Source organism: Terriglobia bacterium (genome assembly GCA_020072815.1).
GTDB lineage: Bacteria > Acidobacteriota > Terriglobia > Terriglobales > Acidobacteriaceae > Angelobacter.
The window spans coordinates 743,839-768,166 of record JAIQGE010000001.1 but is presented as its reverse complement, the minus strand read 5'-3'; the positions used below and the strand labels follow the sequence as shown (position 1 = coordinate 768,166).

The following is a 24,328-nucleotide window of genomic DNA, read 5'->3' as shown; positions in this document are numbered from 1 at the left end:
TTACAACCTCAGTTTTTCAGACTCTTTGCAGCGTGGCTTCCGTTGCCAGCTTGAGCAGGCGACGCACGTTGGCCGCCGGGTCGCCGTTGGCGAAGACGCCGTTGCCGGCCACCAGGACTTCCACTCCGGCGCGCACCGCGTCCGCGATATTGTCGGTGTTGATGCCGCCGTCAATCTCAATGCGGAAATTCAGGCGGCGCTCCGCCCGTATCGCCACCAGCTTGCGGACTTTGTCTAGCGTCATAGGAATAAATTTCTGTCCGCCGAATCCCGGATTCACCGACATGATGAGCACGTGGTCCACCATGTCCAGCACATCTTCCAGGGTGTGCACCGGCGTTGACGGATTGATCACCACGCCGGCGTTCAGGTTGCGTCCGCGAATCATCTCCAGCGTGCGGTGCAGATGAACACAAGCTTCCTGGTGGACGGAAATCCAGTCCGCCCCGGCGTCCACAAATGCGGGTATGAACTGGTCCGCGTTCTCAATCATCAGGTGCACGTCCAGGGCAAGGTTGGTCACCTTCCGCAGGCTGGCCACCACCGGAGGGCCAATCGTCAGGTTGGGCACAAAATGCCCGTCCATCACGTCCACGTGCAACAGCGTGGCTCCGCCGGCGGCCACGGCTTGAACGTGGTCGGCCAGGCGGGCAAAATCCGCGGACAATATGGAAGGTGCCAGTTCAGTCAAAGCGATGTGTCTCGGCCAAAATTTACGTGCACTAGATTAACTGGATTCTAACATGCTGAATATGCGCTTCCTGCCTCGAAACTCTACCCTATACTCCTCCGCCACCCTCACATATGGGCCGCGTCCGAACCTTAACCCGAGTGACGCTGTAAGAACGTAACAGGCCGATGACTCTTGCGGTCGCTCTCTCCGCCAATTCAAAATCGGGACTTCCCGATGTCGGCGATGTCGCTGCGATTTCGCGCGATCCCGGCGATCCCCTACCCCTCCCTGTCCATCCCAATATCTAAAGTTGAGCCGTCTTGCGGGCGTCTGAGCCCGCAGGCGAAATCCTGAGCGACCCTGAGGCTTGCCGAAGGGGAGTCGAGGGAGCCCTACCTACCCCCTGGCCTCCATCCCAAGATCTAAAGGACTTACGCAATGTATCCCAATCGAAAGCCGTGAAGCACAGCAGCCCCCGGCTGGCCCGCCTTACGCTCCTAGATATCCATAAGCTATTGTCAATAAATGGCTTACTATAGCATAACAGTAGGTACAAAAGCAACCAAAATACGCCAACTGTTCGCCTTGAACGACCCCAATCCAACATCTTGGGACGACGACCTTAGATCATCCCAACATATTGTGGTTTTGGCATAAGCTAAAGGACCTTCCGTGGATTCCCGGAGGTAAGCCAGCATGGCGGGGTTCAGGTGAGCTCAATCAAGATTTGATCCGCATTTGGCTTTGTGGCCTGCCTTACTCCCAAGGGTTCCGTCGCCCCAGTCCCGCCCTGCGGGACGGCTGGTAGTAGCCCGGCACAGTTCCGAGGCGAGCTTGCGAGCTGAGGAATAAGTGCCGGGTCGAGAGAGAAAGAATCCCTTCCGCGCGCCGCAGGCCGGCGCGCAACGGAGTGGAGCGCCATCGAAAAAGCACTGCCAGAATTACTCAAAGGCTCTTGTCTAACAGCAGCTATTGCCCTGAGCCGCCTCCGCCCTTGCCGCTTCCGCTGCTGTTCTTGCTGCCGCCACTCTTTCCGATTTTGCTGGCGATGGAGCCGACAGGAACTTCGATTCCGAAGACGCCCTTCCAGACGCGTTTGGTGGATGTGGCCGCGGTGAGTTGGGCCGTTGTGGTGGGGTTGCCCGTCACGACCGGGGTCTTCAACCAAATCACGCCGCCGAAAAGGTTAAGTCCCACAGGCAAATTCAGGTTCTTCTGCAGGTGCGTCCAACCGGTAAGATTTTCCGCCATGCCGAAGTAGGGCCGGTACAGGCTCTTGCTGCTTACCGGGATGCCTACGTTGAAGTGGGGGAACCAGGACTCCTTGGACAGCTTCGCCGCCGCGGGAAAGACATCGAAAAGGCCGTAAAGATCGGTGTGCCGTGTAGCCCCCTTCAGCAAGGCATTGTTGTTGATCGAAAACTGGTTCTCGCGGATCCCCGGCGTGGTCACTCCAATGCTCACATCCCACCATTCCCGGTCGTCGCTGGTAAATGTCCGAGTTACTGCACAGGGCGGACTGTTGCCATCACCCGAACAGCCGACGATTCCTGGGGACAAGTTCTGCGGTACAGTAGTCTCTTTCTCAGGAGCTTTCGGAGTGGGAGTTGAGCAGCAACACGCGGCGGGGCATGGAGTCGGTGTAGGAGTTGGAGAGAGGCTCGGTGCCGCTTTCGAGTCGGGGGCGGGGCGAACCGTAGCTGCGGTCACTTTCAGATCGAAGGGCAGCTTCTTGGTTCCCTCTTGTATATGAGCAGTCGCAGCAACTAAATAACAGCTCAGTTTGAGTGGTTTGTTGGCCTCGGGGAGAGCGGGGAGCGGTGGCGCACCACCAACTGGGCTTTGCTTTCCAACACCAACAAGCGCCGAAATAAGCTGGCCAAGATCCTGCTGATTCTCCGGAACCCCCTGAGTCGAAATCGTGGTGTAGATACTCCTGATTCTTTCTTCGAGCTTAACCGCTTCTTCGTCTTTCATTGTGTACGTAGGGGGATCTAGATCTATTTCGATAGCTTCATCAATGAAATCAATACCCACCACTACGGCGCGCTTTTTCCCATAGATCAGTGGATCGCCATTGCCCTTAAACCCGCTCCGCTTGAGCCTAGCACTGCCCGCAGCGACGTACACAATCCAATCGCTCGAGACAAGAATTGGCTGCTTGTCTTGATCTGCCCCCTTTGTGACCTTCGCTTGCGCTGTTTTTTCCGTTGACTTTTCCTTCATCTTCCACTCAACTACGTGAAAGATATAGGCCGCTTGAGGGTCGGGTCCCGCGTCTCCAAAGACTCTGTTGAATTCCTTCTTCAGGAAGTTTTCATAAAGCTGAGACCTTGTCTCGAGTTCTTTTCCTAACCTTAGGTTTACTACGTCTGCGATTTCGCCGCCAGGTCTGCAAAAACCCCGGCTCTTGGAACTCTGCGCCACCACATCGCGGATCGCATCAGGATTCGGCTTGTCTTTTTGCCCGACCCCTGCTCCGCTGAGACACCCAAACACAGCGACCAGACCAGCAAGTCTTACTACCGTTTTCCTTCTGAAATCCACATTGCCTCCAAATATCTTGGTCTCTTTCGGGCCGCCTCACTCACGCTTCAGAGTTTGGGATTGCGCTGCGACCCGTGTTCATCGGATACACGCGATGCGAAAGAATATCTAGTTGTCAAAGAACGTAAGAACGCATCTTTCCCCTTTTTGCCCAAAATCCATCCCGCTAATGCCGGGCGTCGTGGGCCAGGGCCGGGGATGGATATGGCGTCCACGCCGCCAACGGCGTGTCGCTTTGACGTCCATGCCGCTGAAACGCGGGGTCTGGCGAGCGCGGTGGTATGCGGCAAGAACACGCCTCCCGCGAACCTCCACCCGAATCGCCCAACGGCATTCAACGAATCGCGTCGGCGCAGCGGCATAAAGACCCCAGCCTGCTGCGCCGCGAATTTGTCACCGGCGGCCCGGAACAGACAGCCAGGTTTTTACTTGTCCTCCATCTCTTCCTTCAAATGCTTGGCGCAGGCTTCTGCGGTGCTGCGCTTTCCGTGGGCGGAACTCTGCTTGTTCACCGAGTAGGCAAACACTACTTCGCCGCTCTTGACGTCGTTCACCGTAATGCTGGCCTGCTCGTTCGAGTGCCAATCCTTCATGATGATTTTTTTCGCCGTACTGGCCTTCTGCGTGTCAGAAGTCCCGTTGATTTCGTAGTCGGCTTGGTCGCGCTCGGTCACCAGAACCACCGGCACTTTCTTCTTTTCGATGGCCGTCTTCAACTCCACTTCAAAGCCGTTCATGGGGGCCAGGTAGACCTTGGAGTTGGCTGGAATCTTCTTGCCCGATTTTTGGTCTTCCGCCTTCTGATCGTCCGTCTTCTTGTCGTCCGATTTCTGGTCGCCCGACTGCTTGGTTTCCGTCTTTTTCTCGTCTGCCTTCTGCGCGTCGGCTTTTTGGCTGCTCGCGTCCTGGGCCAGGACGGCCATAGGCAACGCCAGCGCCAACGTCAGCAGTAGAATCGTTAGTTTTCGCATGGGTTCTCCTTACAGTCCTTTCCAACACCTTCATTGCCCAGGTGCTTGCCAATCGCTTCGCCGGCGCTTTGCTTTCCTTTGTAGGAATTGAGCTTGTTGACCGAATAGGCAAACACCACGTTGCCGGTTTTGATTTCAAACACGTTGATGCTGGCCTGCTCGTTGGTTTGTTGCGAGCCCATAAAGAGCATCTTGGCCCATCCGGCTTTTTCCGTCTCTGCCGATCCCTTGATCTCATACTCGGCTTTGTCGCGGGCCGCCACCACCACCACGGGCACCTTTTTCTTGACGATCCCCGCGATCACGTAGTTTTCAAATCCTCCCATGGGTGCCACGTAGACCTTGGACCCCGGCGGAATCTTCTTGGTGACCACCGGCTTGTCTGAAGGGGCACCCGGTTCGGTGACGAGAGGTTTGTCCTGGGCATCGCCCTGCGGTTTGGCTGCCGCATCTGGAGCCGGCTTGTCATTGTCAGGTGCGGCCTGCGGCCTAGCCGATGGGCTGGCTTGTGGCTGGCTTTGTGGAGTGGATTGTGCCAAAGTGAAGCTTACACACACTAGGCAAAAGACTACTAGCTTAGCGACTCTCTGCATGGGGCGAGTCACCTCCGATTTATAGTTTTCAAAAAGGGGGTATAGCTAAGACTACTCCCCTGCTGTAAGCCGGGCAAGCAATATATAGGTAGTGGGTTGAGTGGATATGAACCGTGTGGCACAGCCGCCCTCGGCTGTGCGAGTTTACGCTGGGCTGTGAGCTGTCTGATTTATATTCATGCCATGGCCCTGCTGGAGCTGCGCAACCTGGTCAAGGTCTACCCCGCGGACGCTGGTGTCTTCGGCCCAAGCAACTCGCAAGGCGTCCGCGCCGTGAACGGCGTGTCGCTGGATGTCTACGCCGGGGAAACGCTCGGCCTCGTCGGCGAATCAGGATGCGGCAAAAGCACGCTGGGGCGGATGGCCCTCCGCTTGATCGAGCCTACGTCCGGCACGGTGCGCTTCCATGATCGCGATGTCCTGGCGGCATCGGGGGCCGAGCTGCGCCGCCTTCGTCGCGACATGCAGATCATCTTTCAGGACCCCTTCGCCTCCCTCAATCCCCGCATGAGGATTGAAGAAATCATCACCGAGCCGCTGGCAATTCACTCGCGAACGCCGCTTCCCGCAAGCTCCGCGCAGCTTCCCGCGAGCCAAGCCAGCGGCGGAACTCTTTCCCGTCCCCAACTCCACGCCGCCGCCAAGGAGATGATGCACGCCGTGGGCCTCGACGAAACCGCCCTGCGCCGCTATCCCCACGAATTTTCCGGGGGACAGCGCCAGCGCATCGGCATCGCGCGCGCTCTCATCCTGCGTCCCAAGCTCGTGATCTGTGACGAACCGGTGTCCGCGCTTGACGTCAGCGTGGGTGCGCAGATCGTGAACCTGCTCAAAGACCTGCAGCGCGCCTTCGGGCTCACCTATCTGTTTATCTCCCACTCCATGCCCGTGGTCCGTTATTTGAGTGACCGCATCGCCGTGATGCGCGCGGGAGAAATTGTGGAGATCGGCCCGGTGGAGCAAATCACCGAACGGCCTACGCATGACTATACGCGTACACTGCTCGCGGCCACTCCGGAGCCTGAATACCGGCCGGCTTAATTGCTTGTAACGCAACTTGTTATTCTTGAGCGACGCCCTTGATTGCTCGGTGTGCAAAGTTGGCACATCTCGCCCAAACTGCTCCTAAAAATCTGCGCAGATCAGTGTTATCAGCCTCATCAGCGGTAAGGTTTTTGCGCTAGTTCGGTTTCTTCCCCAGCCACCTTATGCGTCCGTTGAGTGTCCGGCGGCTGAACCCGCCGAACACCAGGAAGGTCGGCGAGTTTACGTTGTTGTCCACGAACGTTGGGTTCTGGCTGTCCGTGATGTTGTCTATGCCAATCCGCGCCGCCCAGAGATTGCCTTTGAAACCGAACTTGCGCTCAATCGCCGGGTTCAGGGAAAAGAAGCTGGGGAAGCGGAACTGTCCTGGTCCGGAAACTAAGCGGGCGAACTCGTCCGTGGTGACGAACGGAAATCCCGTGCGCCACAGCACGGAGTACGCGAAATCAAATTTCTTCAGCTTCCACGGCAGCGGCGTTGACCCCCAGGAAACAATCTGGTTGGGTGAATCCCACGGCAGCACTCCGCCCACCTGATTGCCGCTGGTGGTGTTGTCCACGGTGAAGTCCACGGTTTCATTGGAGCGGACTTTGGAGCGCGTGTAGGAAACCAGGAATGGATAGCCTCGCTTGAACTCTTTGCGCACCGTGATCTGCGCCGCGTCATAGTGGTCCTGGCGCTTGGTCTGCAGCAGGTAGTTTCCGTCGGGCTGCAGCTCGTAGGCCCAGCCGTTCACCCCATGCCGGCGGATGTACTCCACCCGCGTGTAAACCTTGCCCGGTAGCCGGCGTTCCGCTCCGGCGCTCCAGTTCACGAACCGCGGCAGCGTCAACTGCCGGGGATCGGCCGAAAACGTTGCCGGCAGAAACAGCGTGCCCGTAGGCAGGAAGAAGGTATCGGAGCGTCCGCCTTGCAGCGATACGGAATAAGTATTGAGGTTGGTGCGGTCGTAGTAGATGCCCGCGCCCGCCGTCAGCTTGGTCTCCGTGGATTTGTCCAGCAGCAGCGAGCCGGCCACCCGCGGCGAAAACACGTCGCGATGCACAAAGCTGTCGCGGTCCCAGCGCGCGCCGGTCTCCACCACCAGCCGCTGCTTGACCGACCAGCGGTCTTGAATAAACCCGCTCGATTCCATCGTGCTCAAGTTGAACGGCTGAGCGTTGGCAAAGATCAGTGTGCGTAGAATGTTGCCGCTGCCGTCCAGCGCCAGCACCTCGCTGCGCGTGATGGCCGCGCGATAGATCACCCGGTCCACGCGTCCGCCCATGGTGATCTGATGCGCGCCCAGGTGCTTCCACGGCTTCAGATACAGGTTGGAGAATGCCTGCGTCCGGTTGGAATCGTTGACCGTCCTGACAAAATAGTTTCCTTGCCGCCCGGTGAAGGTCAGCAGGTAAGGATCGTTCCCCAGCGGCAAGTTGGAGCTTTTGGTCCAGTGGAACGCCGTCCCGAATTCCAGCAGCGTGCCTGGCGTCAGCGTGATTTGGTCCTTCAGCGTCACCAGCCCCAGCGTGGAGTGCTGGTTCAGCGACACTGACACCGGATCAAACGGCGAAATCCCCGCGTGCGTAGCGTCCGCGATGTTCATTACGGCGGTAGCAGTCAGCACATTAGCCGAAGACAGGCTCATGCGCAGGCGCGCCATGTCGGCCGTGCGCCACAGCGTGGTGCTGTCCGCGCCGTCGGGCAGTTCTTTCACGATGGTGAGGTCGTTTTCGCCCTCATGGGAAATGTCGAACCACACTTTGTCCCGGACCACCGGGCCGGAAATGTAGGCCCGCGGCGTCCAGTTGTTGAAGTTGATTCCCTTGACCAATTGGAACGTCGGGATGAAATCGGTGGCGTTGTAGCGCAGCCGGTTGTCGCCGTCCTGGGCTTCCAGGTCCAGCAGTCCGCCGGAGCCCTTGCCATATTGCGCTGAATATCGCGTGTTGCGGACGTCCAGGCGCCGCAACGCGTCGGGACTGACCCGCAAAGCAAGCGCTCCGCTCGCCGGCTGCCCCACCTCAAATCCATCCATGTAGTCTTGTACTGACTGCGTCGCCGAGCCGGCCACGTGCGGCTGGCCGCCGCGGTCCACGATCACCCCGGGGACAAACGGCAGAATGTTGCGGTAGTCGCGCGTCGAAGGATAAGGGATGGTGGCAATGTTTTCCATGCTCAACGTCTGCGATCCCGCGCTCTCTTCCGGATCAATGATCGAAGGCTGGCTCCTTACCTCAACTTCTTCGTGAAACTCTTTTTTCGGCTGCAAACGAACGTCCACCGGCGAGGTCTGGCCGGCAACTGCCTCCAGCTTCTCCACGGTGGCGGCATAGAAACCTTGTTTTTCAACCACCACTTTGTAGTTCCCCGGAGCAAGCCCGGTGAAAGTGGCGCTGCCGCTGGCTGACGTCTTCGCCTGGGCCACTGTCTTGCCGTTTTGCTGGACCACAATCGCTACGCCGGAGAGCGGCTGCCCGGTAGGATCGCTCACCGTGACGTGGATCTGGCTGACTGCGTCCTGCGGCGGCGCCGCCTGAGCCCCTGCGAAGATCGCCACGCCTGCAATCAACAGGATGGCGATGGTCACTCGCAGATGAAAAGATGCTGGCATGTTATTCGGCTTTGTTCTTTGTTCATGGAGCCGGCCCCCGGCGGCTCCGCGAGCAGAATTTCGCGCGGCCTGGACTCGTTGGCCTGCGGATACTTGTCATTTTAAGCTGGAAATAACCTTGCAGAAAGATCAAATCAGGACAGGCCCATGCACGAAAGGGCTAAGCAAATGGGGTCTAAGCAAGCAACGCCGCGCCGTAACCCGCGCATGGCGCATGGCGACTGGCGGCGTCTTGTGCTTACTCCGTGGGACTGTGCGGGGCTGACTCCACCACAATGGGCTGGGCTTTGCGCAGTTCGGATTTCACCGTGTCCAACTTCGGTTCCAACCGCTCGCTGGGCCGTGAGCGCTCATCAAACTTCCCAAAAATCATCTTGCCCGCGGTCGTTTGCAGGACGGATGTTACGGCGATATCCACATTCTTCCCGATCAGCTTGCGCGCGTTGTCCACCACCACCATGGTGCCGTCGTCCAGGTAAGCCACGCCTTGGTTGTACTCTTTGCCTTCTTTCAGGATGAACACCTTCATGGTCTCGCCCGGCAGGACGATCGGCTTCAGCGCGTTGGCCAGCTCGTTGATGTTGAGCACTTCCACGCCTTGCAGTTGCGCCACCTTGTTGAGGTTGAAGTCGTTGGTGACGATCTTGGCCTCATAAGCCTTGGCCAGTTCTATCAACTTCAAATCAACTTCACGGATGGTGGGAAAATCGTCTTCCACAATCTGCACGTTCACCGTGACAATCTTCTGCAGCCGCTGCAGCACGTCCAGCCCGCGACGTCCGCGGTTCCGCTTGAGAGAGTCGGCGGAGTCGGCCACCAGTTGCAGCTCGCGCAGAACAAACTGCGGGATCACCAGGATGCCGTCCAGAAACCCGGTATCGGCGATGTCCGCAATGCGGCCGTCAATGATCACGCTGGTGTCCAGGATCTTAAAGCTCTTGCGTCCTTGCTTTTCCGAGCCGAAGATGCCGCCCAGCGCGGCCAGGTTGAGCAGGTCGCCTTTGTTCGCGCCCACCACCAGGCCCACGTAGGCCATCAGCAGCATGACCATGAGCTGGAGAAATCGTTGGGTCTCAGGATGGGTAATGCTGTTGCGGATGACCACGCTGAAAAGGTAGGCGCCCAGGATGCCGCAGATGCTTCCGATCACCGCGCCGATCAGCCGCTTTAAGCTGACCACCCGCAGCCGGACCTCAAAGGCCACCACCACAAACCCAATCGCCGCGCCGGCGGCGGCCGCAAACCAGGGAGAGAACCTGGCCAGGCCGAAGGGCTGAAGGTTGTAACAGATGACAGCGATGACGCCGATGAAAACAAGACGAATAATGAACAGGTCCATAAGGACCCTCCCGACCGGGAGCTGCTGCTGGTCAAGGTAAGAATGTCTTTAGCAAATCAAAGCAGTACCCTAACGTTCCTTAGCCGCCCCCACAGCATTGTTGCGGAGGATATGAAAATTAATAAGCCCCGCACAATAGATGTTTATGCTTATGCGGGCACAGTATACATCAGACTTCGCCGCTCTGCGCGATCTTGTTGGTTATCGAATCAGTAAATATTGCTCTGGCGTTTGTTGTTGACTCAGCTAACAGCCGCACGGCATCTTGGATAGCACTAGAAAACATTCGCGCAGCAGCCCCCTCTCCTTCGCGAACAAGTTGGCCGAACCATGATGAGCGGCCTCGGGTCCTTCCGCGGTTCCGCGGAGGGACTTGTCAAAAAGCCGGCGCTGAAAATCTCGGGGGAGAATATAGGCGCCGGTCTTTTGATTCTCCCTACTTGTTCTCGATGTTCCCCAGCACGTCATCGTAGTAGGCGATCATCGCCCGCTTGGGCTTCTCCTTCAGCCCCTTGATTGGCGCATGCTGCTCAATCGTGTTGCTGCCGGACATCTGCGCGGAACCCAGCCGGGCGACTCTGCCATTCGCCAGCTCCACGTAGATCGGCACCAGCATGACAAAATCTTTGCTAACGTCGGCTTGCGTCAGCTTGAAGTTCAGCACCACGTTGCCTTCAGCGTCATTGGAAAAGGAGTGCTCAAACTTGTACGACGGATACTCCGTTCCGTACACGTACTGATCAAAGAACCAGTCCATCTTGTGGTTCTTATCCACGTCCATTTCCGGCGTCATATGCTTTTCCAGCATGGCCTTGAAGTCTTCCGTGCTGGCGATGCGGTTGGCGTAGGTCTTGGTGAAGTCGTGCAGCAGTTCTTTGAAGTGGACGTCGGGGTCGCCGCCGCGGCTGTCCGTCATCATGAAGCGCACCATCTGGAGAACGTACGCGCCTTTGGGATAGATCAGTCGCCGCGTAATGTCGAAGCCCGACTTCGCTGTGCTCAGCCGGTAGCCTAAAGTCAGCGGTCCCACGTCAATCGGCCGTCTGCCCTCTTTGTTCTTCTGCAGGAGAAGCAGGCGCTGGTCTGCCCAAAACTTGTGGTACTCATCCAGGTTCTTCTGGGAGTAGACGTATTGCAGGAACAGCGATGCAGACATGTCAGAAAAGCCTTCGCTCATCCACTGATCGCGGTAGGAATTGAACCCCACCAGGTGCCCCCACCACTGGTGCGCGATCTCATGCGGTCCCACCACCTTGAAATAGGCGTGCGGGTCGTCCATGCCCAGTTGATGGCGCACCGTGGAATCGAAAAAGTAAGTAATGGGCAGATACACCAGGCCCGGCCAGGACTGGCCATAGCCAATTGCTGTTTGCTGGGTCATGGCCAGGCGCTTGTACGGAGCTTCGCCGAAGAAGTCGGTGTAAATCTCCACCGAGAGCTGCGCTTCGGCCATGGCTTTCTTCATCAGGCTTACGGTGCTCATGGTTCCCAGCGCGCCGGCTGGCATGTGGCTGTCCATGCTGGGAAGATCGCTCATGTGTTGGATGCCGGCGACGATGTCGGGTGGATTCGGGTTGGCGAATGTCTCCAGCACCCACGGTTGCTTCAGCGGCTTGCCTTCGTCGCGCTTGAAGTTGCCGAAGTTGAAGCCGGCCACCGCTTGGGGAACGTCGGTGGTCCATTCGGTAACGCTTTCGCCACCCTCGTCCGTCTTTTTGACGAGTCTTCCGGTGGCGACCATGGTCAGGTTCTTGGGCACTCTAAAGGTCATGTCGTAGGTGGCGTAGCTGCCAAACCCCTGCCCGGGATACCAGTCGTCGCGCGCAATGGGATAGTAGTTGCCGCCGCCTTCGTTGGAGATGGCGTCTTTGCCGCCATATCGCGTGGTGATCGAATACGTTTCGCCTTTCTTCAGTTCGCGGGGCAGGACCACGGCAAAATCAGCGTCTTCATTCTTGTCTTCCTGGATAAACCAGAGCGCCTCGCCGTCTTTGCCTGTGACCGAATCCACCCGCAGCGTGCGGAAGAGCTGCAGCGGCACCACTCTGACTCCATCCTGCAAGGCGACGAAGCTGGTTTGTGCCGCGCCTGTCAGTTGCGCGCTCTTGGCGATGGATACTTCCAGCTTCTGGTGCTGCACGGCGACCGTGCGGTTCTGCTCCGCGCTGTTCGCCGTCCCCGCGGCGTATTCCTGCGCCAGGTGAAAGCCCGCCCAGATGCCGGCGTGGTTTTCGTCCCAGAGCAGCAGGCTGACTTCTTCCGGTTTCACAAACCCTGACCCGTGCGGGTCAACGTCATAAATCATCTTGTCGCTGTACTTCTTGCCTTTGATGAAAGCAATGAATTTGCCGCCGGGCCGCGAACTGAGCACGTCCTCCAGAAGGCGGGCGGTCAAATTGTCTTTCAGCTTTTTCTTGAGCTGCTGCTGGATGTCTCCCAGCGCGCCGTTGGCGTCGCCGCTTGCCGGGGACGCGCCCGGCGCTGCCGCCTTCCTGATCTCTTCTTCTGATCCATCCGTAAAGCGAAACACCGCGGTTGAAAACTGTTCTTCAAAAGGCTGTCCTTTGGTAAGGATGGCCAGGTTCCGCTGTTCCACCCGGATGGGAGGCTTCAAGGCAAAGGTGGCGTCGCCGAAGAACACTGCTCCTGTGATCTTTCCGTTCACCGGTTCCAGCAAAGAAAATGTCCCGCTACTGAAGGTAAACACCCCGGCATCGCGCTTCAGCGTGAAGTTCTTCACCTGGATGGTCTCTGTGCCCACCTTGATGTTCCGTAGCTTGGCGTAGGTAGCTTCGTTGTTGGCGCGCGCGCGCGGCGCGTTCGGTTCGGTGGATGGCTGCTGGCTGACGACAACTACGGGGCAAGTAAGCGCTGCCATCATGACTAGCAGGTTCATAGGTGCGGCACAACGCCGGAACATAGATAAGCTCCTTTGAAGGGGGAAGCCTAACACTATGCTTCTTCCCGGCGAATTTCAAATCGCTATGCGGCGGGGTTTCCCGGGTGTTCTCGGTTGATTTCAGGGCTGCGCTGCGGACGCGATCCGGGCTAGGGTATTTACCCCGGAACATGGGTAATGTTGCCGCTTGCCCGGAAAATGTGCGACATTATCCCGTCATCTCGCCGGACAGCGGCAAGAGACCGGGACCCGGTTGCGGGCCCCGCAAGGGAGAATCATGGCAAAACAACCGCAAACACGCACGTATGAAGAAACCGTCGCCTGGCTTCGCGACCACGGATTTGACATCCTGGAAGCGCCCGGCACCAAGAACCGCGTGTTCCTCAAGAAACTGAACTGCTCCGCCGCCATTGAAATGTCGGGCGACGATGGCGTTCGCCTGTTCGCCAAACCCGGGTTTCTGATCGGCGGAGAGATTTCCCGCCTGACTGACAAGGGCTACCAGAAATTCCTCAAGACCAGCAAGTCTGAAGTTCCGGCCACCGCTGACCACCTGAAGGCCTTGCATGAATTTTCTGAGGAACTGCGCGAAGCTCTGGGCGGGACCAGTTTGTATAACGAATCACTGGGCACGGTGAGCGAAAGCTACGTCTATGACCGGGTGAAGGACCGCGATCTGCCTGAAGCACAGCGCCCGCAGCGCGCCTGGGAAACCAAAACCGAAACCGGCCGCAAACCCGCCTGATAATTTCTCTCTGACTTGCCTCTTTGGGGCGCTCCAAGCGCCCCTGGTGCGCCCTCGTCCATCGCATTGCCCCGATGAGGCCCCTCTAGTATCATCCTTGGCATTCTATCCGTCTGGTCTGCGGGGGACTCGAACCTTTGTGATCCGTACTCCATGATCTGTGTCACGAATTGCATTCCAGCTTTGGTGATATGCCGTAAGAGAGCCCGACTAGGAACAAAGATTGAGCAAAGCAGAAGAATCTGGACGAAACCAAAGGAGACAATTATGAGGACAGCAAGATATCTGGTGTGGCTCACCGCTCTTTGCCTGGTGCTGGGGCTGATGGTGGCGCCGGTGCTCGCCAACGTTTCATCCAGCGCGCAGGATGAAAAGAAAGATGACAGCAAGGCCAAGAAGAAAAAGAAGAAGGGCGCCGACGACTCTGCCTCTGAAAAGAAGGAGCCCAAGAAGTCAAAATCCAAGAAGAAGGGCGAAGACGCCACTGCCAGCGACGACGCCAAGTCCAAGTCGAAGAGCAAAAAGAAAAAAGGCGCCGACGAGAGCGCCGCGGCTGACCAGAAGGAATCCAAGTCGAAATCCAAGAAGAAAAAGGGTGCTGAGAGCACTGAAACCAAGTCGGCCGCCAAGTCCGGGGCCGCTGCTGATGAGTCACCTAAAGAAAGCAGCAGAAAAAAGAAGAAAGGCGCAGAGACCCCTGCCGCCGCTCCCACTGGTGGAGCAGCAGCTGGCAAGTCATCGACACCGGCTCCCGCCGCGGCCCCCACTTCGCCTGCTGGCGGCCAGCCCGCCACTGGCGGAACTGCCAAAAAGGCCGCCGAGTCCAAGAAAGGCGCTGAGACCACCCAGGCCCAGACTCCTCCGCAGCCCGGCATGGTGTGGGTCAACACCGATAGCGGCGTTTATCACAAGAGTGGCCGCTGGTATGGAAAAACCAAACAGGGCAAATTCATGAGTGAAGCGGACGCCCAGAAAGCCGGCTACAAGCCAGCCAAGAGTGGAGACTAGCTTTAACCATGAACCTGGAGAAAGACACTCGATCCAGGAAGATTAAGTAGAAACTCTTCTGGATCCCGTCCTTTTCGAATTCAAAGCGCCTCCGGTGAGGCGCTTTTTCTTGCTCTTGGAACGCGGGCCTTCTTCCCAGCCCACGCTGAAAATGTGCACCGGCTCGATGCGGCCTTTCAGGCACAGCGTCGGCAGTTCCGCCAAGTCAAACTTTCCGTCCAGCTCCACCGCCGTGGCATGCGAGATCAGGATCTGCTGGCCGGCCGCGCTGGCCATCAAGCGCGATGCCGTGTTCACCGTGTCGCCCACCACGGTGTAGTCCAGCCGGCGCGGCGAACCAATGTTGCCCGCCGTCACGATTCCCGTGTTGATGCCGATGCCCACCCGCAGCTCCGGCCAATGGCGCAGGGCGGCGTCGCGATTCAGCTCGATCAACAGCCGCTGGATCTGGATGGCTGCGTGCACCGCGTTCTGCGCGTCCTGGCCCTTGGAGATAGGCGCGCCGAACACCGCCATCACCGCGTCGCCGATGTATTTGTCAATCATCCCGCCGCAGTCCAGGATCACGTCAGAGACGCGCGTGAAATATTCGTTCAGGATTTCCACCACGCGGCCCGGCTCCATCAGTTCGCTCATGGAGGTAAAGCCGCGGATATCGGCGAACATGACGGTCACCTGCTGGTTCACGCCGCCCAGTCTCGCTTCCGGATTGGCGGCCACCATCTCCGCCACTTCCGGAGACAGAAACCGTTCCAGCGCGGCGCGTTGCACGCTGTTGCGGGCGAGCTTTTCGTGGGCCATGGCGTTGTCAATGGCCGCGCCGGCCTGCGCCGCCAGCAGCGCAAACACGTTGAGTTCTTCCTGGGTAAAGGCGGAGGCTTTCTCCATGTTGTCCACGTACAGCACGCCGAACATCCGGTTGGTGCCCAGCAACGGCGCGCACATGGCGGAACGCAGCCCGGAAAGGATCAAGCTCTCACTGCCGCTGAACCGCGCGTCGGCGCCGGCGTCGTCAATCAAAATCGGCTGCTGCTCTTTGCGGATCAGCTCCAGCACGCTCTGGCTCAGGATGATCTGCGGCTGCTTCGCCGAACTCACCGGATGCCGGTAAAGCACTTCGCTCTGCCGCAGTACGTTGCCCGATTCATCGAACAGCATCACGAAACCGCGCTCCACGCCTTCAATCATGGAAGCCAGCCCAACCAGCTGCTCGCTGATGTCCTCCACGGAGAGCTTGCCGTTCAGCGCCTTACCCGCCTCGTAAAGCACGGTCAGCAGGTAGTTCTCGCGTTCCAGCTTCTTGACGCGCTGCGCCAGATCGGCCACCGCGGTGTCTGAGACTTGCACGCCCGGCGGCAGGGATCCGGGATCTGTCCAGCGGCGAATAATCTGGTTGAAGGTTGACGGCCACTCGGCCCGGCGGACTTGGATCCCTTTTTCGTCGATGTTCTCCAGTTGCAGCTGATAGCGGCCCACCTGGATCACGTCGCCGTTTTTCAGCTCGCTTTCCCGCTCAATTTTCACTCCCTGGAGGAAAACGCCGTTGGTGCTGCCGCGGTCGGCGATGAAAGCGCGGTTGTCATGCTGTTTGATGACCGCATGCAGGCGGCTGACGCTGGCATCGTTGAGCACCAGGTCATTGGCGTTGCCGCGGCCAACGGTGACCACTGGCTTGCCCAGCTCCAGGATCCCCTTCTTGCCGTCGGGAGAAGAAATGATGAGGCGGGCCATGGATGTTTACTGCTTTTCCAGGATCTCGTCCAGGTTGGCGATCTTGCCCTGCTGCACGCGGATGTTGCGGTGCACGCTCTTGTATCCATCCATTTGCAGAACAATGCTGTACACGCCGGGATCGGCGGGCCAGCGCGCGTTGGTCTTCTTGCCGGCCGTCTTTCCGTCCACGATGATGGTGGCCCCTGCGGGACTGGTGCGCACGTGCACCAACCCTTTGCCGTCGGGTACGGTGTCCGCGCCCAGCATGCGCCGCAGCAGATTGTTGCCGGGCCCGTCATCCGTGTGCTGGTTCACGCTGAGCAGCACCGGTGAAAAGCTCATGGTCTGCCCTTCCGCCAGCGTGCCTTCCGTGAAAGTCTCTTTGAACCCGGCCTTGCGCACGCTCACCCGGTGGACGCCTTTTTCCACCGTCAACTGCGCTGGCGTGGTCATGCCGGAATCGCGGCCGTCCAGCCAGACGTTTGCTCCCTGCGGGTTGCTGGTGACCACAATCGTGGAGACCGCGGGATTCAGGTCGGCGGCCACGTCCAGGCTCTTGCCTGCCGCCGATTCCACCGTGCGCGTCTGCGAGATGAACCCTGCCTTGGTGAACACCACGGTATGCAGCCCCGCGGCCAGGTGTGACGCCGTGAACGGCGTTACCCATGAGGGCTCGCTCCACCCGTCCACTTCAACTTTCGCGCCGTCCGGCTTGGAGACAAATCTCAATTCGCTCTGCTGCGTGAAAACTTGGTTCGGAGAAATCGCCGGCTTCTGCGTCTTGGCCGGCGACGTTGCCACCGCTCGCACGTACTTCACCGTGGTATCGCGGGCGATGCCTGAGTTACCGCTCTTTGCGCCCGTGGCCGTGTTCGTTCCTGACGCCGGCTGCAAAGACAAAGACGGCTGATCGGTCTGCGACGGGCTCTGCGGCTGTGGTTCCGCGGCTTTCACCACGGACTCAATTTGCTGCATCCGGGCATGCGTACGGTAGTACGCGAACGCCCCCAGGGTTGAGCCCAGCAGCAGCACCAGCCCAACCGCTGTGGCCAGCATTTTCTTGGTCACCCGTGGCGCCACGGCGATTTTGCGGCGCATCAGTATCGGCGTTTTCGCCTTGGCCACCGCCGGCTGCGGCGCCCGCACCGCGTTCCCGGCTGCTACTTTGAGCGGCAGCACGGCCGTCTTGTCCAGAGCCGAAGTTACCACGGCCGGTGAAGCCGCCGACGAAGATGAAGTGGCGTGCATCGGGGCGGCCTCGGCAACTTTTCTCGACGAAACGGTCGTGATGGACTCCAGGTTCTTGTAGTTCTCCAGGTCGCGGACCAGTTCCGCGCCCGATTGGTACCGGTCTTCCGGCAGCTTGGCCAGCGCTTTCACCACAATCGCGCTCAGCCCCGGATGGACGGTCACATCAAGATCGCGTGGCGCGATCGGGTTTTCATTCACAATCTTGTAGATGATGGTCGTAACGTTCTGCCCCACGAACGGCTTTTCGCCGGTGAGCATTTCGTAGAGGATCACGCCAAAGCTGAACAGATCAGAGCGTCCGTCCAGCGGACGGCCTTTCACCTGTTCCGGGGCCATGTAATTCGGCGTGCCCAGCACCTGTCCGGTGGAAGTCATGCTGCCGCCGGCTTTGGCGATGCCGAAATCCATGATCTTCACCGTGCCGTTGCCGGTGATCATGATGTTGGCCGGCTTCACGTCACGATGAACAATTCCGTGCGAGTGCGCGTAGTCCAGGCCCCGGCAGATCTGCCTCGAGTACTGGATGACCTCTTCCGTAGTGAGGATGTGTTTTTCCGCGATCAGCTCGTGCAGCGTGGTGCCCTGGATGAACTCCATGGCAATGTAGAAAATTCCGTCGTGCTGGCCGGCGTCGTAGATGGTGACGATGTTGGAATGGCTCAGCACCCCGGCGGCGCGGGCTTCGTTCTGAAACCGGCGCACCATCTCCGCGGCGTCCAGTCCATGGACGTCGAGCCGCATCGTCTTGAGCGCTACCGTGCGGCCAATGGTGGGGTCTTTTGCTTTGTAAACCACACCCATGGCGCCCCGGCCGAGCTCGCCGATGATTTCGTATCTACCGACCGTTTCTAGAGACATTGAGGGCATTTTCGTTTCCGACTCAAGTGGCGCCCAACAGTTTTGGGGATAAACACAACGTCTTTAACTGCTTGTTCGGCTGTCTGTTCTTGCTGCTTTTTGGGAAGACGGCCTAAGGTGAGTCGAAAATACCCTACCCCCATAGCTGGGTCAATGTACCTTTGCACTCGGGACGTGACTTTAGTAAGCACCGGTAACTGGTCATAACGGCCCCTTGGCGACACGGATACAATGGTCGCTATGCTTCGACCAACGTTACTTGCCCTTTGTTTCTCTGCCCTTATGGCGACGCCTGCCGGGCTGGCTGTCCGCAGCTCGGTCCAAACGCCTGTCCAGCAGGACCCCGCGCGCAACCCGGCCGCCACCCAGCCCAACCAAGGTCAGCAGCCTCAGGAAGACGCCGAAGACCTGCGCGCGGACATGGAAGAGGGCGTCAAACACTTGCTGGTTTCCCAGGTTGAAGCCTGGAACCACGGCCGGCTGGAGGGCTTCATGCAAGGCTACTGGCGCTCGCCCGACCTGACCTTCTTCTCCGGCGACATCGTGACCAAAGGATGGGAGCCAACTCTGGCGCGCTACCAGCAGCGCTACCAGGGCCAGGGCAAAGAGATGGGACGGCTGGAATTCCAGGAGCTGAAGATTGATATTGTCGGACGCAAAGCCGCCATCGCCACCGGCCGCTGGCAGCTGACCATGTCCGACGGCAAGACTCCGCACGGGCTGTTTACCCTGATCGTCAAGCGCATGCCCGGCGGATGGAAGATTGTGCACGACCACACATCGGCCGAGTAGCGCGGCGTGAGTACGTGCTTGATTTGTTGTGGTGGTTCGGAGTCATGGCGCGTTCACCATTCCGGTGCGTGATCACCATGCCCCAGCGCCGTAGGCGCGGAATGAGTTAGCCCAGCGCGGAAGCGCTGGGTAGGATGCACAGGGAAGACGAGCCCCGTAGCCGGGGCCCCCGCCGCGCCCTTCGCGCGGTGGGGTGGTTTAGGGGCGGCACAACCTCACTTTCGTTTGCGTTGCAGCTCCCGATATACCTCGCTCTTTGCCCGGCCCGTTTCCTTGGCCAAAACTTTCAGCGCGGCTTTCTCATCTATCTTTTGCTCACGCATGATCTCCTTAAGCCGCGCGGACAAATCCTTGCCTTCTGACAGCGCTCCTGCTTCGCTTTTTCCGATCAACAATGTGATCTCGCCCTTGAGATCGCCTTTCTGTAACCGCTCCAGAATGTCCTTCGCCGATCCACGCAAAAACTCTTCGTGTACCTTGGTGAGTTCGCGGGCGATCACCAGCGGCCGCGTCGGTCCCAGCGTGGCGACAATATCTTCCACGGCTTCGTGTATGCGGTGCGGCGTCTCATAAACGACAACTGTATGGTCCGCGTCGCGGAACCGCTCCAGCACAGTCCGTCGCTGTCCTGATTTGGCCGGCAGGAACCCGTGAAACTCAAATGAATCCGTAGCCAGGCCGCTGCCCACCAGCGCGGCGATCATCGCGGATGCTCCCGGCACCGGCACCACGGCAATGCCGTTCTCAATCGCCAGCTTGATCAAGCGGTAGCCCGGATCGGAAATTCCCGGCATCCCCGCGTCGGAAACTTGGGCGATGGTCTGGCCCGCCTGCAATTTGCTGACAAGTTCCGCCGCGCGCTCAGCTTCATTGTGCTCGTGATAGCTGACCGCGGGCGTTTCGATGCCGTAGTGGTCCAGCAGTTTGCGCGTCTGCCGCGTGTCTTCGCAGGCAATCAGGTTGGCTTCTTTCAAAATGCGGACGGCCCGGAAGCTGATGTCCTCCAGGTTGCCGATGGGCGTGGCCACCACGTACAGAGTGCCTTTTTGAATTTGTTCTGTCATGCTGTGCGAGTTTAGTTTACGCGTTCGCGCTGGAACATTTTTCACCCAGCGAAGATGTTCGCGATCTAAGTATGCTTGCGACGAATCTATACAACTCGCCACACCTCACGATGTGCCATCCCGAGCCGGCGCCTGCAAAACTCAATCAACTCAGCAGGCTCGCTTGGCGAAGGCGAGGGATCTGCTCCGCTGCAGTATGGGCACACAACAGACCTCAGCCTGCCCTGTTATAATCCCGGATCGCTTTATGAAAACTTTCATCGCCTCTCTCACTCTGTCCTTGTGTTCTTGCTTAGCCATCGCCCAACCAGCTCAGCAGAAAACGGCCATCCACGCCGGACATCTGCTTGACGTAAAAACCGGCAAGATGCTGGACAACGTCACCATTTTCATCGCCGGAGGCAAGATTGATCACATTCTGGTCGCTGGTGCCTCGTCCGGCATGAACCTGCTGGGCGAGCCCAGCACGATTGATCTCCCCAACGCCACGCTGGTCCCCGGACTGATTGACTCGCACACCCACCTGACGTTTGATCCCAACTTCGGCTACCAGGAACTGGGTGTGTCCATTCCCAAAGAAGCGCTGATCGGCGCCAAGAACGCGCGCATCACGCTGGAAGCCGGGTTCACCACGGTGCGCAACCTGGGCGCCAGCGGCTATACGGACGTTGCCTTGCGCGACGCCATCAATGAAGGCATGGTGCCCGGCCCGCGCATCATCGCCAGCGGCCCGGCGTTGAGCATCACCGGCGGCCACTGCGACCAGAACCTGCTGCCGTACGAATGGCACGCCAAGTCAGACGGCGCGGCGGACGGCGTGGAACACGTCCAACAGAAAGTCCGCGAGATCATCAAGTACGGAGCGGACGTGATCAAGATCTGCGCCACCGGCGGCGTACTCAGTAAGGGCGACGACCCGCGCGCCAGCCAGTACACGCTGGAAGAAATGAAGGCCATTGTGGCCGACGCCCACCGCCTGGGCCGCAAAGTGGCCGCGCACGCCCACGGCGCGCAAGGCATTGCCTGGGCCTCAGAAGCCGGCGTGGACTCCATTGAACACGGCTCCTATATAGATGATGAAGCCATCGCCATCATGAAGAAACATGGCACCTACCTGGTGCCCACGCAGTATCTGGGCGACTGGATGCGCGAAAACGCCGTCAAGATCGGCCTGCCCCCAATGTACTTCGGCAAGATGAAAGAAGTGACTGCCGTCTCGCGGCAGAATCTCAGGCGCGCCTTCAACGCCGGAGTGAAGGTCGCTTTCGGCACGGACGCCGCCGTCTATCCTCATGGCCTCAACGCGCATGAATTTGCCGTGTACGTGGAGATGGGCATGACGCCGCTGCAGGCCATCCAGACGGCCACCGTCAACGCAGCCGATCTGCTGGGATGGTCGGACCGAATCGGCTCGCTCGACGAAGGCAAGTTCGCCGACATCGTGGCCGTGAACGGCGATCCCACCAAGGACGTGACGCTGTTGCAGAATCCGGTGATGGTGATGAAGGGCGGCGTGGTGGTGAAGCAGGCGGGGCACTAAAGCCCTTCGACAACCCGTTTGGCCGAGCCGCTCTCGGCTGGGCCACATCTATTTGCTACACTTATCGGTTTCAAAATTCCCCCAATGTCATCGGGAGGTGTAGTTTGGCCCAGACCGGAAACAGCGCCGTGCAGGGTTTCGGACGCACGCAGCGCCGCGACGCCTGGTGGCTGGAAGCCATTCCCGTCATTATTCTTCTCGGCGGGTTCGGCCTTTACGCCACGTTTCGCGCCTTTGAGGGCACGCGCTACACCTGGGGCCCGTATCTTTCTCCTTTCTACTCCCCGCTGATTGACCCAAACCACCATTGGTGGAAGTTCTCGCCCGCCTTGCTGATCCTGATCTTCCCGCTGGGTTTCCGCATGACGTGTTACTACTACCGCAAGGCCTACTATCGCGCGTTCTTCTTCGATCCTCCGGCGTGCGCGGTGGGCGAGCCCGCCGGGCGCAAGTATCGCGGCGAAACCAAGTTTCCTTTCATCCTGCAAAACATCCATCGTTACTTTTTCGTGGGAGCGGTCATTTTCCTGGGCTTTCTTTGGTATGACGCCATCCGCGCCTTCTGGTGGGACGGCCGCTTCGGCATCGGCGTTGGCAGCCTGATTCTGGTCGTCAACGTGACGCTGCTGAGCTTCTACGCGTTCTCCTGTCACTCTTTCCGGCATCTGGTCGGCGGCAAGTTGGATTGTTTTTCCTGTTCGGCGTTCAATGAGACGCGCCACGGGATATGGCAGACGGTGAGCGGACTCAACAACCGCCACATGCTGTTCGCCTGGTGCAGCCTGATCTCCGTGGGCTTTGCTGATTTCTACGTCCGCATGCTGTGCACCGGCGCGTTCAAGGACTTCAGAATCCTGTGAGCAACCAATCCAAATACGAAATTCACGAGCATGACGTGCTGATCATCGGCGCCGGCGGGGCTGGCCTGCGCGCGGCCATTGAAGCTCTGGCCCAGGGCGCGCGCGTGGCCGTGGTCTCAAAATCTTTGCTGGGCAAGGCCCACACCGTGATGGCGGAAGGCGGCATTGCCGCGGCCATGGCCAACGTTGATCCGGCTGACAGCTGGAAGACCCACTTCCGTGACACCATGCGCGGCGGCAAAGGCGTAAACAACTGGCGCATGGCCCAGCTCCATGCGCAGGAAGCTCCGGAGCGCGTGCGTGAACTGGAGCAGTGGGGCGCGCTCTTCGACCGCACTTCTGACGGCGACATCCTGCAACGCGCCTTCGGCGGACACACCTTCAAGCGTCTCTGCCACGTGGGCGACCGCACCGGCCTGGAGATGATCCGCACGCTCCAAGATCGCGGCGTGCAGATGGGCTTTGACGTGTTCATGGAGTGCACCATCATCCGCCTGCTGACCGATGGCGGCCGCGTCGTTGGCGCGTTCGGCTACTGGCGCGAGCAAGGCCGATTTGTCCTGTTCAAGGCCAAGTCCATCGTCATGGCCACCGGCGGCATCGGCAAGGCGTGGCGCGTTACCTCCAATTCCTGGGAGTACACCGGGGACGGCATGTCCCTGGCGTACGACGCCGGCGCCGACCTCATGGACATGGAGTTCGTGCAGTTCCATCCCACCGGAATGGTGTGGCCTCCGGGCGTGCAGGGCATCCTGGTGACGGAAGCCGTGCGCGGCGAAGGCGGCATCCTGCGCAACAAAAACGGCGACCGCTTCATGGAGAAGTACGATCCTAAGCGCATGGAGCTTTCCACCCGTGACGTGGTGGCGCGCTCGATTTACACCGAGGTGAAAGAAGGCCGCGGCAGCGAACACGGCGGCGCTTACCTGGACATCTCGCACAAGCCGGCCGAGTACGTGAAGCAGAAGCTGCCCAGCATGTATCACCAGTTCAAGGAGCTGGCGGACGTGGACATCACTAAGGGCCCCATGGAAGTCGGTCCCACGTGCCATTACATGATGGGCGGCATCCGCGTGGAGGCCGAGACGGCGCAGTCGTCGCTGCCGGGATTGTTTGCCGCCGGTGAAGCCGCCGCGGGATTGCACGGAGCGAATCGTCTGGGCGGCAATTCACTTTCTGATCTCCTGGTCTTCGGCCGACGCGCTGGACTGGGCGCTGCCGATTACGCCAAGAAAGCTTCGCAAGGCACGCTGGACGATGCCCAAATCGCTGAAGCCGAGCGCGACATGCTGGCGCCCTTTGATCGCGGCCAGGGAGAGAGTCCATACGCCGTTCATCGCGACCTGCAGGAAGCGATGCAGAACCTGGTGGGCATCTTCCGCACCGACGAAGACATGACCAAAGCCATGGGCGAACTGGAAAAGCTGAAAGCCCGCGCAGCCAAAGTCCGCGTGGAAGGTTCGCGGCTGTTCAATCCTGGCTGGCACCTGGCGCGCGATTTGAAATGCATGCTGACCGTGTCAGAAGCAGTGACCCGCAGTGCGCTGGCGCGCAAGGAGAGTCGCGGTGCGCACAGCCGCATTGATTTTCCCAAGCTGGACGACGCCGGCTGGGGCGCGCAGAACAATTTGATTTCGCGCGACGGCGACAGCATGAAGCTGCGGCAGGTCCCGACCAAAGAACTGCCGGCTGAGCTGAAGCAGATCTTGGCGGAGGACTAGCAGTTGGCAATTAGCAAATGGCAGCTAGCCCAGCTAAAGCCGCTGCTGGCATCGTTTCATGGAACGCCTGCGCTAGCTGTGCTAATTGCTATTTGCTAACTGCTATTTGCTGAT

The 24,328-nt window shown here is 59.2% G+C and carries 16 protein-coding genes and 1 pseudogene; 7 read left to right on the top strand and 10 right to left on the bottom strand.

The features are described 5' to 3' along the window. Positions 1 to 16 precede the first annotated feature (16 nt). The 4 genes from rpe to LAO20_03250 all read right to left on the bottom strand — a co-directional run bounded on the left by rpe (position 17) and on the right by LAO20_03250 (position 4,730). Positions 17 to 691, bottom strand: a complete 675-nt coding sequence (gene rpe, locus LAO20_03265) for a ribulose-phosphate 3-epimerase (protein MBZ5530428.1) — start codon at positions 689 to 691, stop codon at positions 17 to 19. Positions 692 to 1,642: 951 nt separating this feature from the next. After that, entirely contained in the window at positions 1,643 to 3,220 is a 1,578-nt protein-coding gene (locus LAO20_03260) for a hypothetical protein (protein ID MBZ5530427.1), read from the bottom strand. A 425-nt stretch (positions 3,221 to 3,645) separates the two neighbouring features. Continuing rightward, positions 3,646 to 4,191 (bottom strand): hypothetical protein, encoded by a 546-nt coding sequence (locus LAO20_03255; GenBank protein ID MBZ5530426.1) that lies wholly within the window; start codon positions 4,189 to 4,191, stop codon positions 3,646 to 3,648. Continuing rightward, the gene (locus LAO20_03250; GenBank protein MBZ5530425.1) at positions 4,179 to 4,730 is read right to left on the bottom strand and encodes a hypothetical protein; all 552 of its coding nucleotides are present in this window, start codon (positions 4,728 to 4,730) and stop codon (positions 4,179 to 4,181) included. Before LAO20_03250 ends, LAO20_03255 begins: the two co-directional genes overlap by 13 nt. A gap of 237 nt (positions 4,731 to 4,967) precedes the next feature. On the opposite strand from LAO20_03250, the gene LAO20_03245 reads away from it, so the two are divergent. Further along, complete coding sequence (locus LAO20_03245) at positions 4,968 to 5,825, top strand: ATP-binding cassette domain-containing protein (GenBank protein ID MBZ5530424.1); 858 nt, start codon at positions 4,968 to 4,970, stop codon at positions 5,823 to 5,825. Between the two features lie 139 nt (positions 5,826 to 5,964). On the opposite strand, the gene LAO20_03240 is transcribed toward LAO20_03245, so the two are convergent. The 3 genes from LAO20_03240 to LAO20_03230 form a co-directional block, all read right to left on the bottom strand. Beyond that, positions 5,965 to 8,424 (bottom strand): TonB-dependent receptor, encoded by a 2,460-nt coding sequence (locus tag LAO20_03240; GenBank protein MBZ5530423.1) that lies wholly within the window; start codon positions 8,422 to 8,424, stop codon positions 5,965 to 5,967. A 238-nt stretch (positions 8,425 to 8,662) separates the two neighbouring features. Continuing rightward, positions 8,663 to 9,763 carry a TRAM domain-containing protein gene (locus LAO20_03235; protein ID MBZ5530422.1) on the bottom strand — a complete coding sequence of 367 codons (1,101 nt, stop codon included), beginning with the start codon at positions 9,761 to 9,763 and terminating at the stop codon, positions 8,663 to 8,665. 436 nt (positions 9,764 to 10,199) lie between these two features. Then, positions 10,200 to 12,683 (bottom strand): hypothetical protein, encoded by a 2,484-nt coding sequence (locus LAO20_03230; protein ID MBZ5530421.1) that lies wholly within the window; start codon positions 12,681 to 12,683, stop codon positions 10,200 to 10,202. A 256-nt stretch (positions 12,684 to 12,939) separates the two neighbouring features. Here LAO20_03230 and LAO20_03225 point away from each other — a divergent pair, with 256 nt between their 5' ends. Further along, positions 12,940 to 13,407 (top strand): hypothetical protein, encoded by a 468-nt coding sequence (locus LAO20_03225; GenBank protein MBZ5530420.1) that lies wholly within the window; start codon positions 12,940 to 12,942, stop codon positions 13,405 to 13,407. A gap of 867 nt (positions 13,408 to 14,274) precedes the next feature. Next, positions 14,275 to 14,415, top strand: a pseudogene (locus LAO20_03220) (helix-hairpin-helix domain-containing protein). A 42-nt stretch (positions 14,416 to 14,457) separates the two neighbouring features. On the opposite strand, the gene LAO20_03215 reads toward LAO20_03220, so the two are convergent. Both LAO20_03215 and LAO20_03210 read right to left on the bottom strand, forming a co-directional pair. After that, a complete protein-coding gene (locus LAO20_03215) occupies positions 14,458 to 16,146 on the bottom strand; it encodes an FHA domain-containing protein (GenBank protein MBZ5530419.1) in 1,689 nt (562 codons plus the stop codon). Between the two features lie 6 nt (positions 16,147 to 16,152). Further along, positions 16,153 to 18,237, bottom strand: coding sequence for a protein kinase (locus LAO20_03210; protein ID MBZ5530418.1), 2,085 nt, complete (start codon positions 18,235 to 18,237; stop codon positions 16,153 to 16,155). A gap of 282 nt (positions 18,238 to 18,519) precedes the next feature. Between LAO20_03210 and LAO20_03205 the strand changes: the two genes are divergently transcribed. Then, the gene (locus LAO20_03205) at positions 18,520 to 19,029 is read left to right on the top strand and encodes a DUF4440 domain-containing protein (protein MBZ5530417.1); all 510 of its coding nucleotides are present in this window, start codon (positions 18,520 to 18,522) and stop codon (positions 19,027 to 19,029) included. A gap of 215 nt (positions 19,030 to 19,244) precedes the next feature. Here LAO20_03205 and rsmI read toward each other — a convergent pair whose 3' ends face one another. Beyond that, entirely contained in the window at positions 19,245 to 20,093 is an 849-nt protein-coding gene (gene rsmI, locus LAO20_03200; GenBank protein ID MBZ5530416.1) for a 16S rRNA (cytidine(1402)-2'-O)-methyltransferase, read from the bottom strand. 247 nt (positions 20,094 to 20,340) lie between these two features. On the opposite strand from rsmI, the gene LAO20_03195 reads away from it, so the two are divergent. From LAO20_03195 to LAO20_03185, 3 genes are all read left to right on the top strand, one after another. Continuing rightward, positions 20,341 to 21,633 carry an amidohydrolase family protein gene (locus LAO20_03195; GenBank protein MBZ5530415.1) on the top strand — a complete coding sequence of 431 codons (1,293 nt, stop codon included), beginning with the start codon at positions 20,341 to 20,343 and terminating at the stop codon, positions 21,631 to 21,633. A gap of 104 nt (positions 21,634 to 21,737) precedes the next feature. Further along, positions 21,738 to 22,493, top strand: a complete 756-nt coding sequence (locus LAO20_03190) for a succinate dehydrogenase (protein MBZ5530414.1) — start codon at positions 21,738 to 21,740, stop codon at positions 22,491 to 22,493. Continuing rightward, complete coding sequence (locus LAO20_03185; GenBank protein ID MBZ5530413.1) at positions 22,490 to 24,214, top strand: FAD-binding protein; 1,725 nt, start codon at positions 22,490 to 22,492, stop codon at positions 24,212 to 24,214. The genes LAO20_03190 and LAO20_03185 overlap by 4 nt, the downstream gene beginning before the upstream one ends. Positions 24,215 to 24,328: the final 114 nt, after the last annotated feature.